Raw genomic sequence first — 15,680 nt, 5'->3', positions numbered from 1 at the left:
ACGCCGAACTCCCCTAGTCAAGTCTTGACCTGAGCCAGAGTGAGGAGTAGAGGCAGCGCAAAGCAATAGGCTACCCGATGAGGGCAAGACTGTCCAATGGGGTCCAACACTATGCCGTCGGACCACCTACTGAGTCAAGAACCGACCCGGGATCTCGAGCGGGAAGACACCCGCGAGCCGTCCGGTCGATCCGTTCCTCAGTCACCAGCAGACTACAGTCCGGCGATCTCCTGGACCAGCCATCGCGAGCCGTTTCGCACCATCGTGAACCGGGTCCGGTTCAGATCGACCCTGGGTTTACCCTGCGTGATCGTGCTGGTGGTGGTCTGGTTCACGAAGATCACCAGCGTGACGCGGTCCGCGTCGCCATCCCGGACGCCCACCTCACGGACCTCGGCACGCACGGTCGCCTTGGTCTTGGTGGCCAGCTCGCCGGCGACCTTGGCGGTCTCGTCGAACTTGCCGGCGAACTCCGGCGTCATCGTGGCGCGGGCGGCGGCGAAACTCTTGTCGAGCGTGCGGTAGTCGTAGCTGAGCGCGGTCTCGGCGGCCTGGCGGCCGGCGTTGACGGCCTGGGAGCGGGCATCCTCGGCTTGCTGGCCACGCCAGGCCTTCACACCCAGCATACCGGCCAGAGCGAGGACGAGCACGATGAGTACCGACAAGCTCACCGTCAGTACCAAGTTCGTACGACTCGCTGCAGGCTTCTCTGCCTTCTCTACTTTCTCTTCTGTCTTTTCCTCTTCAACGATCACTTGCTCACTGACAGTGACCGGCTTCTCGTGGCGCCGCTGGCCGGCGATCTTGCGGGGCATCAGCCGACCACCTGCAGGTCGGCGGTCAGCCAGCGGTCGGCGTCGCGGACCAGGTCGAGCTTGATCCGGTACCGGCGCTCCACGCCGTCCTTGGCGGCCGTGTTGGTGACCACGGCGTTCACGATCACCAGCACCTGCGCGGAGTCCTTGTCGTTCGAGACCACGGCGGCCTCCTTCACGTCGCCCTTGGAGGTCGCCTTGTTCGCCACCACCTCGGTCTTCACCGAGTTCGACCCGGCCTGGAACTCCTCCTTGAACTGTCCCGTGGAGTCGTTCAGCACGCGCTGCGCGTCGGCGTCCCAGGTCTCGTACTTGTACGTCGTGAAGTCCAGCGCCAGCTGCCGGGCGGCGCGCATCGCGCCGACCCGGTTCTCGTCGCGGACGTCCTGCCGGCGCAGCACCAGCACCGAGACCGTGACGCCCGCGAGGGCGACGATCAGCAGCACGCTGAGCGCCCACATCACGATCAGCGGGCCACGGCGGGAACGGACCGGAGGCGTCGAGTCGGTCACTTGCCGGTCACCGGTCCGAGGATGAGGGCCTTCCAGGAGTCCGCGCCCAGGTAGTCGGCCTGGCCGCCGGTCGAGCCGAGCACCAGCTCGGGCATCCCACCGGTGCCGCCGGCCTCGCCGGTCGCCGGGTCGTAGCCCACGCCGTACCCGGTCCGGTTCAGCCCCTCGCGCGACGACGGCGAGGGCTTGTTCTGCGCGCCCCGGACGTTCTGCCCGGTGCTCGGCCCGGCCGTGCACGAGGCCTTCGTGTTGGCCTGCTTGTCGGTCGTGTCCTGCGGCACCCGCTTGTCCGTCCCGTTGTAGCCCGCGCGGCAGGCCGGTGGTGAGAAGCCGAGCACCAGACCGAAGTGCGCGTCGTAGTGCCCGGTCCCCTTGTCCTTGGCCGGTACGACGTACCCGCCCATCGCCACCGCAGGGTAGACCACCAGCAGCTGCTCCACGGCGTCCAGCCGGACGGCGGTCAGCTCGTTCACGGTCAGCAGGTTCCCCAGCAGCACCGCGATGTCGGCCCGGTTCTCCGAGATCAGCCCGGTCAACTGCTCCGAGGCGCCGGAGCCCTGGTCGATCATCTTGCGCAGGCTGCCGTCGGAGCTGACCAGCGTGTCGGACAGCAGCGCGAGGTTCTTCGCCCAGGTCCGGATCGCGTCCCCGCTGGCGACCTGGGTGGCCAGCACGGTGTTGCCGTCGTTGATCAGCTTGATGGTCTGGGCGATGTTCGCGTCGGCGTCGTCGATCAGCAGCCCGGAGCTGTCGATGATCTTCTGCAGGTCGCTGCCCTTGCCGCGGAGCGCGTCGCCGAGCTCCTTGACGGTGGTCTTCAGGCTGGTCTTGTCGACGGAGTTGACCAGCTGGTCGAGGTTCAGCAGCAGTTCGGTGGTGTCGATCGGCAGCGCGGTGTCGGCGCGGGCGATCTTCGACTTGTCCTGCAGGAACGGACCGCCGTCGCGGCGCGGCTGCAGGTCGACGTACTGCTCGCCGATCGCGGACCGGTTGGCGACCACGGCGACCAGGTCGTTCGGGATCTTCTGGTCCTTCTCGATGTCCAGGTCGACCTCGACGCCGTCGTCGAGCAGGGTCAGCTCGCCGACCCGGCCGACCGGCTGGCCGCGGTAGGTGACCTCGGCGCCGGTGAAGATGCCGCCGGACTCGGCGAAGCTCGCGCTGACCGTGTAGTCGTCGTCGAACAGCAGCTGGTCGACCTGCGCGTACTTGCCGCCGACGTAGGCGATGCCGACGACGGTGATCAGCAGGAACACCATCAGCTGGACCCGGACGGTCTTGGAGATCACTTGGCCACCCCCGGCATCAGGACCTTGGCCAGCTCGGGGTCGAAGGCCGGCCGGTTCAGCGTCGGGGTGCAGACCGGGAGACCGAGCAGCGTGATGCAGCTGGTCGCCGTACCGGTCGGGAGCGGCAGCGGCGGCAGGCCGCCGGACTTCGGCGGGAACTTGGGCGAGTTGTGCAGCGGCAGGCTGATGTTCGCCGTCGGCAGCGCGGTCGGGCCGACGGTCGGCAGGTCCAGCCCGATCAGGCCCTTGAGCGCCTTCTGGGTGTCCACGTCGAGGGTGATCACCAGGTTCGTGAAGTCACCCTGTACGGCGTCCGCCGCGGCGTCCGGGAACGGGTACGTGAGCAGCAGCTCCAGCGACTTCGGCAGGTTCTCCCCCGCCTCGACCAGCTTGGTCAGCACCGGGTACAGCGACTGCAGGTTGGCGACCAGGTCCTTCTGTGACGCCGTGATCACCCGGGTCGCGGTGTTGCCCAGCGTGGCCAGGGCCTGCAGCGTCTTGACCAGCGCGGCCCGCTGCTGGTCGAGGGTCTTGATCGACTTCGGCAGCGAGTCGATCGCGGTGGCCAGCGTCGCCTTCTGCGCGTTCAGCTTCTTGGCCAGCGCGTCGACGGCGGTGATCGCGGTGACGATCTTCTGCCGGTTGGTGTCCAGCGTGCCGACGAAGGTGTTCAGCTGGGTGAGCACGCTGCGGATGGCCGGCTCGTTGCCGGTCAGGGCCTTGTTGAGCTCCTGGGTGATGATCTGCAACTGGGCCACGCCGCCGCCGTTGAGCAGCAGCGACAGCGCCGACAGCACCTCTTCGACCTCGACGTTGCTGGTGGTCCGCGAGAGCGGGATCAGCTCGCCGTTCTCCAGCTTGCCGTGCGGCTTCTCGGCGCCGGTCGGCGGCGCCAGCGAGACGAACTTCTCGCCGAGCAGGCTGGTCTGGCGGATCGTCGCGCGGGCGTTGTCGGGCAGGTCGAGGCTTTTGGGCAGCTTGATCCGGACCTTGGCCACGAACCCGTCCAGCCAGACCTTCTCGACGGTGCCGACGGTGACGTCGTCCACCTTGACCGTCGACTTCGGCACCAGGTCGAGCACGTCGGTGAACTCCACCGTCACCGTGTACGACGGCCCCTTGATCTTCGCGCCACCGGGCAGCGGCAGCGAGTACACGCTGAAGTCGCAGCCCGACAGCAGCGTCGCCATCGCGACCACGCCGGCCACGAACGCCGTCCGGCGCCTCATCGCGTGCCTCCCGGGAACAGCCCGCCGAGCGACGGGTCGACCGGGTCGGGCGTCGGCAGCTTCGGTGCCGGCGGCGGCGCCCACGGCGTACCGGCCGGGCCGCCGCTGGCCGGTGCACCGCCGGTGAGCTGGCTGATCAGCGGCAGCTTCGGCAGCGCGTCGAAGATCGGCTTCAGCGCCGAGCAGGCCGACAGCGGCTGGTTGGCCTGGATCAGCAGCGAGCAGATGAACGTCGCCGGGTCGTCCAACTGGGCCAGGTTGATCCGCTGGTCGAGCGTGCCGAACTGCGGGTTGTAGACCCGGGCCAGGTTGCCCAGGCCGAGCGGCGCGGTGTCGATGATCTCGGCCAGCGCGGCCTTCTCCTTGACCAGGATCTGGGAGATGTCGGTGGCGCCGGAGATCGTCGTCTTGAGCAACGACCGGTTGTCCTTGACGAACGACGCGACCTCGCCGAGCGCGGTGGCCAACAGGTTCAGCGCGGCCGCCAGGTCCTTGCGCTCACCGGCCAGCGTCGTCGAGGTGGCGGCGAAGTTCGTGTTGAACTGCTTCACCAGCGCGTCGTTCGCGGCCAGCGAGGAGACGAACGTCTGCAGCTGCCGCACGGTCGCGAACAGGCTCTTGGAGTTGCCCGCCAGCGTCTGGGACAGCTTGGAGACGTCGGTGATGGTCTGGTTCAGCTTGGCGCCCTGGCCGTTCAGGTTCGCGGCCGAGACGTCCAGCAGCCGCGACAGCGCGCCCTGGTCGTTGGCGCCCTTCGGGCCGAGCGCGACCGACAGGTCGTTCAGGCTCTGGTAGATCTGGTCCAGCTCCAGCGGTACGGCGGTGCGCTCGAGCGGGATCTGCGCCCCGTCGGCCATCACGTCGCCCTTGGAGTACGCCGGGGTCAGCTGGATGTAGCGGTCCGCGACGATCGACGGCGACGCGATCACGGCTTTGGCGTTGGCCGGCACCTTGTGCTTGGCCTCCCACCAGAACTTCACCCGGACGGTCCGCCCGGCCGGCGTCACGCTCTCGATCTCGCCGACCTTGATGCCGAGGATCCGGACGTCGGAGCCCGGGTAGACGCTGACCGCACGGGGGAAGTACGCCGTGGCGCTGACCCGCTCCGGGTTCGGCCACAACGACACCACGCTGACGGCGAGCACGACCAGCACGACGCCGATCGCGATCAGCCGGGAGAACGATGCGAGCTTCACCGCCCACCACCACCCAGGATCGGCGGCAGCCCCGGGATGAGCGGCGGCAGCGGGATCTCCGGGACCGGCGCCAGGTTCTGCACGTAGGTGTCGAACCACGGCCCGGTGCCGAGCGTGTTCGTGAAGACCCGCGCGTACGGCGCCAGCCCCTTGATGCTGGCGTCCAGGGCGTTCTGGTTCTTCAGCAGGATCGCGAGCACCGCGTTCACCTTCTGCAGCGTCGGTGTCAGGTCCTTGCGGTTCTCCCGGATCAGCGCGGTCACCTGCGCGGACAGCTTCTGCGTCGAGACCAGCAGCTGGTGGATCAGCGCGCGCCGGGCCTGCACCGCCTGGAACACGGTGTTGCCGTCCTTCATCAGCTTGATCAGCTGCTGGTTGCGGTCGGCCAGGACCTTGGTGACGGTGTCGGAGTGCTTGAGCAGCGTCTTCAGCTCCTCGTCGCGCTTGGCGACGTTGCGGGAGAGCCGGGACAGCCCGGTCAGCGACGCCTGCACCTCCTCCGGCGTGTTCTTGAAGGTCGTCGACAACGTGTCCAGGGCCCGCGCGAGCTGCGCGGTGTCGATCCGCTCGGTGGTGTTGGCCAGATCGGTGAACGCGTCCACCACGTCGTACGCCGAGACCGTGCGGGCCAGCGGGATCTCGGCGCCTTCCTTCAGCTCGCCGCCACCGGCCGGGTTGAGCTTCACGTACTTCTGCCCGAGCAGCGTCTTGATCTTCATCTCGGCGCCGGTCTGCTCGCCGAGCTTCACGCCGCGGTCGACGACGAAGTCGACCCGGACGTGGGTGCCCTCGAGCTCGACCCCGCGGACCTGCCCGACCCGGACCCCGGCGACCCGGATCTCGTCGTTCTTCTTCAGCCCGCCGGCCTCGGAGAACTGCGCGGAGTACTTGGTCCCGCCGCCGATCAGCGGCAGGTCCTGCGCCTTGAACGCGGCCAGCATGACCAGCCCGATCACGGTCAGCCCGACCACGCCGATGGTCAGCTGGTTCTGCTCGCGGAACGGCTTCACCGGTGATCACACCTTGCGGAGTTGTTGTCGTACGAGACCGGGATCCGGGTCCCCAGCGGCAGCGTGACGTTGCCGTCGAAACCGCAGAGGAAGAAGTTGAACCAGGAGCCGTACGACGCGGTCCGGGTCATCGTGTTCAGCTTGTCCGGCATCTTCTGCAGCGTCTTGACCCAGATCGCCTGGGTGTCGTCGAGCGTCGTCGAGACCTGCCGGAGCCGGTCCAGGTCGGCCTTGATCGGCACCCGGGTCTGCTGCAGCAGGCCGGCCGTCTTGGTGTTCAGCGAGTTGATCGAGCCGAGCGATCCGAGGATCGGCTGGATGTCCTTGCTCAGGCCGGTGATGAACTGCTGCAGGTTGACCAGCAGCTGGGAGAAGTTCTGCTGCCGCTGGGAGACGATCTGCAGCGTCGAGGTCAGGTTGGTGATCAGGTCGCCGACGACTTGGTCGGCGTCGGCCAGCGTCGTCGTCAGCGACGCCGTCCGGGCGAGCAGGCTCTCGATGGTGCCGCCTTCGCCCTGCAGGACCTTGATCACCTCGAACGCGAACTGGTTCACGTCGGCCGGCGTGAGCGCGGTGAACAGCGGCTTGAACCCGTTGAACAGCACCGACAGGTCCAGGGCCGGTGTGGTCCGGTCCTTGTCGATGGTGTCGTCCTCCTTCATCCGCTGACCCCCGCCGACACCCTCGGTCAGCGCGACGTACCGGTTGCCGACCAGGTTGCGGTAGCGCAGCGTGGCGTGGGTGGCGGTGTCGAGCACCTGCTTGGAGTCGACGCTGAAGGTGACCAGCGCGAGCGTGTCGTCCTTGAGCGCGATCTTGTCCACCTGCCCGACCCGGACGCCGGCGATCCGGATGTCGTCACCCTTGTTCAGGCCGACGACGTCGGTGAAGACCGCCTTGTACTTCGTGGTCGGGGTGAAGCTGATGTTCCCGATCGTGACCGCCAGCAGCGCGGTGGCCACCGTGGTCACGACCACGAAGATCGCCAGCCGGACGCTGTCGATCGAGGTCTTGCGGTCGAGCAGCTTCACTTGAGGTTCACCTGCCCTCCGCGGACCAGCGGGCCGATCATCAGCGTGGTCAGGTCCGGTACGTCGCCGGCCGGGACGCCCATCGCCGGACCGGCGAAGGAGTTGACCACCTTCTGCTCGGCCGGCGTCCCGGCACCGCCGGTGTCCAGCGCGAAGCCGGGCGCGGCCCGGTTCAGCTGCAGGTTCAGCGGGAAGCGCTCGAGCTTGTTGTGGTCGCCGATCACGCCGTCCTCACCGGTGATGTACGGCGCCGGGTTCTGCTGCGTGTACGGCCCGGGCTTCTCCCCCGGGTGGCTGTAGTTCTTGCCGACGCAGGTCGGCCCGCGCCTGTCCTTGTACGCCGGCAGCTCGTTCGGCTGGTACGGCGTGGGCTGGTTGGTGATCAGCTCCAGGTTGATGTGCAGCGCGCCGTCGCGGAACGTGTCGTTCAGGATCGGGGCGGTGTCGGTCATCACCTTGAGGAAGCACGGGAACTCCGGCGAGTACCGCTCGAGCAGGTCGAGCACCGGCCGGCTGACCTCGCCGAGCCGGATCACCCGGTCCTCGTTCTCGCGCAGGAAGCCGTTCGCCGTCCCGGACAGGGTCTGCACGTCGGTGAAGAACTTCTGCAGCTGCTGCTCCTTCTCCACCACGGTGTTGCCGGTGATGGTCAGGTTGCGCAGGGCCCGGACCAGGTCTGGCGTGACGTCGCCGTACAGCTGGGAGACCTGGGTGAGCTTGGTCAGCGCCTCCATCAGCTTCGGGACGCTCGGGTTCAGCTTCTTCAGGTACCCGTCGAGCTGGGTCAGCGTCTCGGCGATCTCGGTACCGCGGCCCTCGAGCGCGGTGGCCAGCGTGTTCAGCGTCGCGTTCAGGTCGGCCGGGTCGACCGCCTGCAGCAGCGGCAGCGCGTCGTTGAGCACCTTCTCGATCTCGATGCCGACCGCGGTCTTGTCCCGGGCGATCACGTCACCGGCCCGGATGTGCCGGGCGTTCTCGTTGCCCGGCGGCGGTACCAGGGCGACGTACTTCTCGCCGAACAGCGTCTTGGGCAGGATCCGCGCACTGACCGCGCTGGAGATCTCCTTGACCTGGTCGGGTTTCAGCGACAGGTTCACCGTCGCCTCGTCCCCGTCGGTGGAGACCGACCGGACCTCGCCGACGATGATGCCGCGCAGCTTCACGTCGGCGTGCGTGTTCAGCTGCAGGCCGATGTGGCTGGTCTTCAGCCGCACGTCGACGGTGTCGGTGAACACCTTGGCGTAGAAGGCGTAGGTCAGCCAGAGCAGGAAGCAGAGCACACCGATGAAGGCGACTCCCAGCACGCGTCGAGTCATCCGGCCAGCCTCACGGTGGTCGTAGTACCCCAGATCGCCATCGACAGCAGCAGGTCGACCACGTTGATCACCACGATCGAGGTCCGGACCGCGCGGCCGACCGCGACGCCGACGCCGGCCGGGCCGCCGGTCGCGTGGTACCCGTGGTAGCAGTGCACGAGGATCACCAGCACCGCGAAGACGAGCACCTTGCCGAACGACCAGAGCACGTCACCGGGTGGTAAGAACAGATGGAAGTAGTGGTCGTACGTGCCCGTGCTCTGCCCGTAGAACGTGGTCACGGTCAGCCGGGTGGCGAAGTACGACGACAGCAGGCCGACGACGTACAAGGGCACGACGGCGATCAGGCCCGCGATGATCCGGGTGGTGACCAGGAACGGCAGCGACGGGATCGCCATCACCTCGAGGGCGTCGATCTCCTCGCTGATCCGCATCGCGCCGAGCTGCGCGGTGAACCCGCAGCCGACCGTCGCGGCGAGCGCGATCCCGGCGATCAACGGACCGATCTCGCGGGTGTTGATGTACGCCGACACGAAACCGGCGAAGGCCGAGGTACCGATCTGGTTCAGCGCCGAGTAGCCCTGCAGGCCGACCTCGGTGCCGGTGAAGAAGGCCAGGAACGTGATCACGCCGACGGTGCCGCCGATCACCGCGAGCGCGCCGGTGCCGAGCGTGACCTCGGCCAGCAGCCGCAGGATCTCCTTGCGGTAGCGGGTGATCGACTTGCCCGACCAGGCGAGCGCCTTGAGGTAGAAGGCGAGCTGCTCGCCGAGGTGGTCCAGCGAGTTCAGCGGCTTCTTGATCAGGTAGTCCAGGGCCGACACGTCAGGCCCCCTTCGGCGGAACGAGCTGGAAGTAGATCGCGGTCATCGAGAAGTTCGCGACGAACAGCAGCATGAAGGTGATCACGACCGACTGGTTCACCGCGTCCCCGACGCCCTTCGGGCCGCCGCCGGCGTTCACACCCTTGTACGAGGCAACGACCGCCGCGATGAACCCGAACACCAGGGCTTTCGCCTGCCCCTGCCACAGGTCGGGCAGGTGCGCGAGCGCGGTGAAGCTCGCTATGTAGGAGCCTGGAGTGCCGTCCTGCAGCACGACGTTGAAGACGTAGCCGCCCATCACACCGACCACGCTGACGAAACCGTTGAGGAAGAAGGCGACCAGCATCGTCGCCAGCACCCGCGGGACCACCAGCCGCTGGATGGGATCGATGCCGAGCACCATCATCGCGTCCAGCTCCTCGCGGATCTTGCGCGAGCCGAGATCCGCGCAGATCGCCGATCCACCGGCGCCTGCGATCAGCAACGCGGTCGCGATCGGCGAGGCCTCCCGGACGACGGCCAGCACCGCGGCCGACCCGGTGAATGCCTGCGCGCCGAACTGCTTGATCAACCCACCGACCTGCAGCGCGATCACCGCACCGAACGGAATCGCCACCAGCGCGGTCGGAATGATCGTCACGCTGGCCACGAACCACGCCTGCTGCAGGAACTCGCGCAGCTGGAACGGCCGCCGTACGGACGCGCGGGCAGTGTCCAGCGCGAATGCGAACAGCGAACCGGCGGCCTTCAGGGGGGCGGTGGTCGAAACGGTCACGTTGCTCCCACCACGTCGGAGGCGAAGGAGCCTGGCGGCGGGGTCACTCCGTTCTCCTCGCACCATTCACCCGGTGGGCGCTGGGTGGGCCGTTGCATTCCGCTGCTCGGGAGCTGCTGCAGCGGGATCGGCGGGAGCGGGGGCAGCTCCTGGTCGGCCTCGCGGGCCAGCTCGTCGGCGTCCTTCTCCTCGGACATGCCGATCGGGCCGACGCGCTGCGCGTTCAGGAACTGGCGGACCACCGGCTCCTCGCTGGACAGCAGCATCTCGCGCGGCCCGAACATCGCCAGGTGCCGGTGGTACAGCAGGCCGATGTTGTCCGGCACCGTACGGGCGGTGTTGATGTCGTGGGTGACGATCAGGCAGGTGGCCTGGGTCATCTCGTTCAGGTCGATGATCAGCTGGTTCAGGAACGCCGTCCGGACCGGGTCGAGCCCGGAGTCGGGCTCGTCGAAGAGCAGGATCTCCGGCTCCAGCACCAGCGCGCGGGCCAGCCCGGCCCGCTTGCGCATCCCGCCGGAGATCTCACCGGGCAGCTTCTTCTCCGCGCCGACCAGCCCGACCATCTCCATCTTCTCCATCACGATGGAGCGGATCTCGGACTCGGACTTGCGGGTGTGCTCCCGCAGCGGGAAGGCGACGTTGTCGTACAGGTTCATCGAGCCGAACATCGCGCCGTCCTGGAACAGCACCCCGAACAGCTTGCGGATCTCGTACAGGTCGCGCTCGCGGCAGGTGGCGATGTCGACGCCCTCGATGTGCACATGGCCCTTGTCGGGCTTGAGCAATCCGATCAGGGTCTTGAGGAAAACGGACTTCCCGGTACCGGAAGGGCCCAGCATCACGCAGATCTCGCCGGCCGGCAGCGTCAGCGACACATCGCCCCAGATCAGCTGCTTTCCGAAGGATTTCGTGAGTCCTTCGACGCGGACTTCTACGCCCACCGGTCCTCCTCACGGGAAATGTCAGCCCCCGACCGACGACGTTCCACCGGCTCAACGAGGGCGCGGTGCCCTAGGTTACGCACGAGTACCTTTTTCCGTAACCCCTGTCTGCCAGGTGATGACAACGGTTCGGGGTACAGTCCTGCACGTCGTGCTGTGTGCCATCACAGAGAGTTCCAGGTGCCGGAGGAAGTCGTGCCGCGGTCAGCTACCTGGTTGAACCGGCTGCGGCGCAGGCCGCCGCAAGGTCTCACCTCGCCGCAGCACGGGGACCGGCTCCCGCACCCGCGCTCGGAGATCCTAGCGCTGACCGGAGTCCGCGCCGCGGCAGCACTCGCCGTGGTGCTTCATCACATCGGGTTACCAACTTCGGCTCCCGAACCGTTACGCAACCTGGTCCAGTCGGGCTACATCGGCGTCCCGCTGTTCTTCATGCTGTCCGGGCTCGTACTGGCCTGGAACTACTCGACGCTGACTGTGTCCTCCCCCGGTCGGCTGTGGCGCTTCTACGTCGCCCGGATCGCCCGCGTGATGCCTCTCTATTGGGTGGTGCTGCTCTACCTGGTTCTGCAGCGCGCGGCGCACGACGTACCGCAGGAGTCGTTGTGGCGGCACCTGCTCGCGATCCAGGCCTGGTCGGGTGACTACGCGATCGGCCAGGCCAGCTACAACCCGCCCGGCTGGTCGATCTGCGTCGAGCTCTTCCTGTACGCCGTGTTCCCGTTCGCGGTGCCGCTGGTTGCCTTGCTGTCCAAGCGTTTCGGCGTCGCCGGGCTGCTCGGGCTGATCGCGTTCGCGTTCGCCGTCCAGGTGTTCCTGGTCGCGCTGTTCACCGCCGAGGGCTGGGCGTTCCTGTCGGTGAAAGATCCCTCGTCGGGTCACCGCTGGCTCTACCGGAACCCGTTGCCGCGGCTGTCCGAATTCGTGATCGGGGTGTCGCTGGCGTTCCTGCTGCTGCGGGGATTCAAGCTGCGCACCAAGGTCGCCGGCTGGGTGCAGGCCGCGTGCGTCGTGGTGGTGCTCGTGGTCGCCGCGGCCGGGCCTTCGCACGCGCGCTGGATGCTGCCCGCGTTCTACGGCGCGATGTGGACGGTGCCGTTCGCCGTACTGCTGCTGGCGCTCGCTGCGGCGCCCGGTGCGTGGCTGTCGCGGTTCTTCGCGACCCGCACCCTCGTCACGCTCGGTACGGCGAGCTACGCGGTCTACCTGACCCACCGGCCGCTGTTGTCGTTCCTCGGCAAGGACCGCGGCAGCATGCTCGACCATCCCGCGGTCTGGGCGTCGTACGCCGGGGTCGTGGTCGTTGCCGCGCTGTGCCTGCTGATCGGCGAGGGCGCGCACCGGCTGATCGAGGTCCCCGCTCGGCGAGCCGTGCTGAGACTGGTCCCCCGGTCGCGTCCCGCGGTCACTGAGCGTACGACGTCAGGAGCCTCAGCGTGAGCGGTCTCACATCGGTCACCGAAGGCGCCGCTCTCTCGCATCCGAGACCCGAGCTCCTGGGCGTCACCGCGCTGCGCGGTCTGGCCGGGCTGGCGGTCGTCGCGTCGACGGTCGGAGTCTGGCGTGGTGCGCCGGGATATCTGCAGGACCTGGTCGAGGTGACGGCCTCGGTGGCCGCCGTCTTCTTCTTTCTGCTGTCGGCCTTCGTGCTGACCTACAACTACCCGGGCCTGTCCTACGCCTCAGGCCGGCGCGTGCTCGGCCGGTACGCCGCGGCCCGCGTGGCGCGCATCGTCCCGCTGTACCTGGCCGTCGGACTGGTCGTCCTGCTGCTCGGCAAGCTGAACGGCGAGGACTGGGTCCGCGCCGTGTGGTCGGACCAGACCTGGTTCGTCGCTGCGCTGGTCCTCTTCTATGTGGCGTTCCCGCTGCTCAACCGGCCGCTGACCTTCGTGCTCGGCCGGTTGCCTTCACTCTCCTGGCCGGCGCCCGCGTTCCTGGTCCGGATCGGTGTGATCGGCTACCCGCTCTTCCTGCTGCAGACCCTGGTCATCCACGGCTTCGGGCCGGTGCACGCGGGCACGATCTCCAACGCGCTGCTGGCGCTGTGCTGGATCGGTCTCACCGTGCTGGTTGCCGAGGGCGCCCACCGGTACGTCGGCGTACCGGCGCGTCGCTTCGTGCTGGACCTCGCCCGCCGCCTCGACCGCCGGGCATGACGAAGGGCGGCTCCCTCGCGGGAACCGCCCTTCGCTGTACTACTGGTTGTGCGGCTCACGCCGCACAGGTCACTTGAGGGTGACGGTGGCGCCGGCGCCCTCGAGGGCCTCCTTGGCCTTCTCCGCGGCAGCCTTGTCGACCTTCTCCAGGATGGCCTTCGGCGCGCTCTCGACGAGGTCCTTGGCCTCCTTCAGGCCGAGGCTCGTGAGGCCACGCACCTCCTTGATGACCTGGATCTTCTTGTCGCCGGCCGACTCGAGAACGACGTCGAACTCGTCCTGCTCCGCGGCCTCTTCGGCCGGGGCGCCCGGGGCACCCGGGGCGGCAGCGACGGCAACCGGGGCGGCGGCGGTGACGCCGAACTCCTCCTCGAAAGCCTTAACGAACTCCGAGAGCTCCAGCAGGGTCAGTTCCTTGAACTGGCCGAGCAGCTCTTCGGTGCTGAGCTTCGCCATGGTGGCGGTCCTTCCTAAACGTCAAACGGGTGATCACTGATGGGGTACTGCGTGAAGCGAACGCGTCAGCTCTCGGCCGGCGCGGTCTCCTCGGTGCTCGCCTCGGCAGGCGCGTCAGCGGGTGCGTCCTGCACCGCTTCGGCGGCCGGAGCCTCGTCCGCCACGGGGGCGGCGTCGGCCGGCAGCTTGTCCTGCAGCGCCGCGAACAGGCGCGCGGCCTGCGACAGCGGAGCAGCGAACAGCGACACCGCTTGCTGCGGGGCCGCCTTCATCGCACCTGCGAGCTTCGCGAGGAGGACCTCACGCGACTCCAGGTCAGCGAGCTTGTTGATCTCGTCAGAGTTGAGTGCCTTGCCGTCCAGCACACCACCCTTGATGACGAGAAGGGGATTGGCCTTGGCGAAGTCACGCAGCCCCTTGGCCGCTACCACCGCGTCGCCCTTGATGAAGGCGATGGCCGACGGACCCTGCAGGAGCGAGTCGAACGACTCCACCCCGGCGTCCTTGGCCGCGATCTTGGTCAGCGTGTTCTTCACCACGGCGTAGTTCACGTCGTCACCGAGCGTAGTGCGGAGCTGCCGCAGCTGCGCCACGGTGAGTCCGCGGTACTCGGTCAGCACGGCGCCGGTGGAGCTCCTGAAGTTCTCAGTCAGCTCCGCGACGTCGGCAGCCTTGTCCGGCCTCGCCATGGGTCTCCTTCCGCTCTGTCTTCCGACAGAGTTGGACTTGTCTGCCATGCCGCCGACCCACAAACGAAAACGCCCTTGCGCAGGCGCAAGGGCGTGAACATACGTCGTACTGTCACACTTCCAAGTCACCTGCGCGGGCCGCCCACCTTCGTGGGACCTTCAGTCGCTCGGAAGCGACAACCAGCGGTCTTCGGCAGTGTCAAGGGTAACCGGCCGTGCGTGTCCCACCAAATCGGTTACTCCGACGGTCGCGGACGGGGTGGAATCCAGCGGCGCATCGCGAGTGCGGCAGCGCCTCCGGTCAGGCCCATCACCACGATAGCCGGGCCGAGCGCGCTCACCGCGGTGACCGCCGCGAGCAGGAACGGACCGCCCGCGCTGCCGGAGTCGGCGAACAGCCGGAACGCCCCGAGGAACTGCGCCCGGCCGACCGGCGGCGACGCGTCGGCGCCCAGCGTCATGATCACCCCGGCGCCGAGCCCGTTGCCGACGCCCATCAGCAGCGCGACCGCGGTCAGCGCGCCCGCCGAGTGCGTCAGCGGCAGCAGCAGGTGCGCGATGCCGAGCACGGTCATCGACGGTACGGCGACCCACTTGCGCCCGAAACGGTCCATCACCGAGCCGGCCGGATAGAACAGCAGCATGTCGACGGCGCCCGAGACGCCGAAGATCAGACTGGTCGTCTGCGGATCGAGCCCGATGTGCTCGGCCCACAGCGGGACCACCACCTGACGCGACGCCCGGACCGCGCCGACCAGCAGCGCGCCGACGCCGAGCGTCCGGAGTACGGGGAAGTGCTCGCGGATCACCGCGCGGGTGGACTGCACGACCACCGGGCGGGCCAGGCGGTTGCGGCGTACGGACTCGATGTCGGGGAGACTGAGCAGGACGACGCACGCCAGCGCGGCGGCGACGAGATGCACCCAGTACGCGCCGTCGGTGCCGAGGAAGCGCATCACGAACGCGCCGAGGAACGGGCCGATGAAGGACCCGATCCGCTGCACGCCACCCAGCGTCGACAGCGCTCTCGCCCGCAGCTCCAGCGGAACCGCTTCGCTCAGATATGCCTGGCGGGCGAGCCCCCACACCGAGCCGGCCAGACCGGTCGCACCGATCGCGAGCGCGAGACCCCACACGTTCGGTACGACGAGACAGGCGACCAGCGCGACCGAGACGAGCACGGTCGCCAGCAGCATCGCGCGCCGCTCACCGACCTTCGTGGTCAGCGTGCCCGCGGGGATGTCGCCGATCACCTGCCCGACGCCGGCCGCCGCGACGACCAGACCGGCCACCGCGAACGACGCTCCGAGATCCCGCGCCGAGAGTGCGACCACGGGAGCGATCGCCCCCTGGCCGATGCCGTAGAGCAGCGCCGGCAGGTAGACCGAGGGGGCGATCTTCCAGAGACTGACGGGATCTGCCATCCCGCCTATTG

General features: G+C 68.1%; 16 protein-coding genes. 2 read left to right on the top strand and 14 right to left on the bottom strand.

The window, feature by feature from the left end; all coding sequences use genetic code 11:
* Positions 1-212: 212 nt before the first annotated feature.
* Genes ACZ6Z4_RS38135 through ACZ6Z4_RS38085 form a run of 11 tightly spaced genes read right to left on the bottom strand, consistent with a single transcriptional unit; the run spans position 213 to position 10,941 of the window.
* Complete coding sequence (locus tag ACZ6Z4_RS38135; RefSeq protein ID WP_465577180.1) at positions 213-815, bottom strand: hypothetical protein; 603 nt, start codon at positions 813-815, stop codon at positions 213-215.
* A complete protein-coding gene (locus tag ACZ6Z4_RS38130) occupies positions 815-1,327 on the bottom strand; it encodes a hypothetical protein (RefSeq protein ID WP_465577178.1) in 513 nt (170 codons plus the stop codon). Before ACZ6Z4_RS38130 ends, ACZ6Z4_RS38135 begins: the two co-directional genes overlap by 1 nt.
* Complete coding sequence (locus ACZ6Z4_RS38125) at positions 1,324-2,616, bottom strand: MCE family protein (protein ID WP_465577175.1); 1,293 nt, start codon at positions 2,614-2,616, stop codon at positions 1,324-1,326. The genes ACZ6Z4_RS38130 and ACZ6Z4_RS38125 overlap by 4 nt, the downstream gene beginning before the upstream one ends.
* The gene (locus ACZ6Z4_RS38120) at positions 2,613-3,845 is read right to left on the bottom strand and encodes an MCE family protein (RefSeq protein WP_465577173.1); all 1,233 of its coding nucleotides are present in this window, start codon (positions 3,843-3,845) and stop codon (positions 2,613-2,615) included. The genes ACZ6Z4_RS38125 and ACZ6Z4_RS38120 overlap by 4 nt, the downstream gene beginning before the upstream one ends.
* Entirely contained in the window at positions 3,842-5,041 is a 1,200-nt protein-coding gene (locus tag ACZ6Z4_RS38115) for an MCE family protein (RefSeq protein WP_465577169.1), read from the bottom strand. Before ACZ6Z4_RS38115 ends, ACZ6Z4_RS38120 begins: the two co-directional genes overlap by 4 nt.
* Complete coding sequence (locus tag ACZ6Z4_RS38110) at positions 5,038-6,051, bottom strand: MCE family protein (protein WP_465577166.1); 1,014 nt, start codon at positions 6,049-6,051, stop codon at positions 5,038-5,040. The genes ACZ6Z4_RS38115 and ACZ6Z4_RS38110 overlap by 4 nt, the downstream gene beginning before the upstream one ends.
* Positions 6,048-7,082 carry an MCE family protein gene (locus ACZ6Z4_RS38105; RefSeq protein ID WP_465577163.1) on the bottom strand — a complete coding sequence of 345 codons (1,035 nt, stop codon included), beginning with the start codon at positions 7,080-7,082 and terminating at the stop codon, positions 6,048-6,050. The genes ACZ6Z4_RS38110 and ACZ6Z4_RS38105 overlap by 4 nt, the downstream gene beginning before the upstream one ends.
* A complete protein-coding gene (locus ACZ6Z4_RS38100) occupies positions 7,079-8,398 on the bottom strand; it encodes an MCE family protein (protein ID WP_465577160.1) in 1,320 nt (439 codons plus the stop codon). Before ACZ6Z4_RS38100 ends, ACZ6Z4_RS38105 begins: the two co-directional genes overlap by 4 nt.
* Complete coding sequence (locus tag ACZ6Z4_RS38095; protein ID WP_465577157.1) at positions 8,395-9,222, bottom strand: MlaE family ABC transporter permease; 828 nt, start codon at positions 9,220-9,222, stop codon at positions 8,395-8,397. The genes ACZ6Z4_RS38100 and ACZ6Z4_RS38095 overlap by 4 nt, the downstream gene beginning before the upstream one ends.
* A gap of 1 nt (position 9,223) precedes the next feature.
* Entirely contained in the window at positions 9,224-9,997 is a 774-nt protein-coding gene (locus ACZ6Z4_RS38090; protein WP_363677111.1) for an MlaE family ABC transporter permease, read from the bottom strand.
* A complete protein-coding gene (locus tag ACZ6Z4_RS38085; protein ID WP_465577153.1) occupies positions 9,994-10,941 on the bottom strand; it encodes an ABC transporter ATP-binding protein in 948 nt (315 codons plus the stop codon). The genes ACZ6Z4_RS38090 and ACZ6Z4_RS38085 overlap by 4 nt, the downstream gene beginning before the upstream one ends.
* Positions 10,942-10,959: 18 nt before the next feature.
* On the opposite strand from ACZ6Z4_RS38085, the gene ACZ6Z4_RS38080 reads away from it, so the two are divergent.
* Together ACZ6Z4_RS38080 and ACZ6Z4_RS38075 are read left to right on the top strand one after the other, a co-directional pair.
* Positions 10,960-12,381: an acyltransferase family protein gene (locus ACZ6Z4_RS38080; protein ID WP_465577150.1), complete on the top strand. Its 1,422-nt coding sequence runs from the start codon at positions 10,960-10,962 to the stop codon at positions 12,379-12,381.
* A complete protein-coding gene (locus tag ACZ6Z4_RS38075) occupies positions 12,378-13,100 on the top strand; it encodes an acyltransferase family protein (RefSeq protein ID WP_465577146.1) in 723 nt (240 codons plus the stop codon). The genes ACZ6Z4_RS38080 and ACZ6Z4_RS38075 overlap by 4 nt, the downstream gene beginning before the upstream one ends.
* A gap of 69 nt (positions 13,101-13,169) precedes the next feature.
* Here the strand turns inward: ACZ6Z4_RS38075 and rplL are convergent, their stop codons facing one another.
* The 3 genes from rplL to ACZ6Z4_RS38060 all read right to left on the bottom strand — a co-directional run bounded on the left by rplL (position 13,170) and on the right by ACZ6Z4_RS38060 (position 15,669).
* Entirely contained in the window at positions 13,170-13,556 is a 387-nt protein-coding gene (rplL, locus tag ACZ6Z4_RS38070; protein ID WP_355458816.1) for a 50S ribosomal protein L7/L12, read from the bottom strand.
* 65 nt (positions 13,557-13,621) lie between these two features.
* Positions 13,622-14,245 (bottom strand): 50S ribosomal protein L10, encoded by a 624-nt coding sequence (rplJ, locus tag ACZ6Z4_RS38065; protein WP_465577141.1) that lies wholly within the window; start codon positions 14,243-14,245, stop codon positions 13,622-13,624.
* Between the two features lie 236 nt (positions 14,246-14,481).
* Positions 14,482-15,669, bottom strand: coding sequence for an MFS transporter (locus ACZ6Z4_RS38060; protein WP_465577137.1), 1,188 nt, complete (start codon positions 15,667-15,669; stop codon positions 14,482-14,484).
* Positions 15,670-15,680: the final 11 nt, after the last annotated feature.

This window comes from Kribbella sp. NPDC104740, assembly GCF_055583505.1.
Note: the sequence above shows the minus strand (reverse complement) of the source record. Positions and strands in the feature narration are given on the sequence as shown.

Excerpts from the sequence above, each read along its gene's own strand:
- ACZ6Z4_RS38135 (WP_465577180.1), bottom strand. The coding sequence starts at position 815 with ATGCCCCGCAAGATCGCCGGCCAGCGGCGCCACGAGAAGCCGGTCACT.
- ACZ6Z4_RS38120 (WP_465577173.1), bottom strand. The coding sequence starts at position 3,845 with ATGAGGCGCCGGACGGCGTTCGTGGCCGGCGTGGTCGCGATGGCGACG.
- ACZ6Z4_RS38100 (WP_465577160.1), bottom strand. The coding sequence starts at position 8,398 with ATGACTCGACGCGTGCTGGGAGTCGCCTTCATCGGTGTGCTCTGCTTC.
- ACZ6Z4_RS38080 (WP_465577150.1), top strand. The coding sequence starts at position 10,960 with ATGTCAGCCCCCGACCGACGACGTTCCACCGGCTCAACGAGGGCGCGG.
- rplL (WP_355458816.1), bottom strand. The coding sequence starts at position 13,556 with ATGGCGAAGCTCAGCACCGAAGAGCTGCTCGGCCAGTTCAAGGAACTG.
- rplJ (WP_465577141.1), bottom strand. The coding sequence starts at position 14,245 with ATGGCGAGGCCGGACAAGGCTGCCGACGTCGCGGAGCTGACTGAGAAC.
- ACZ6Z4_RS38060 (WP_465577137.1), bottom strand. The coding sequence starts at position 15,669 with ATGGCAGATCCCGTCAGTCTCTGGAAGATCGCCCCCTCGGTCTACCTG.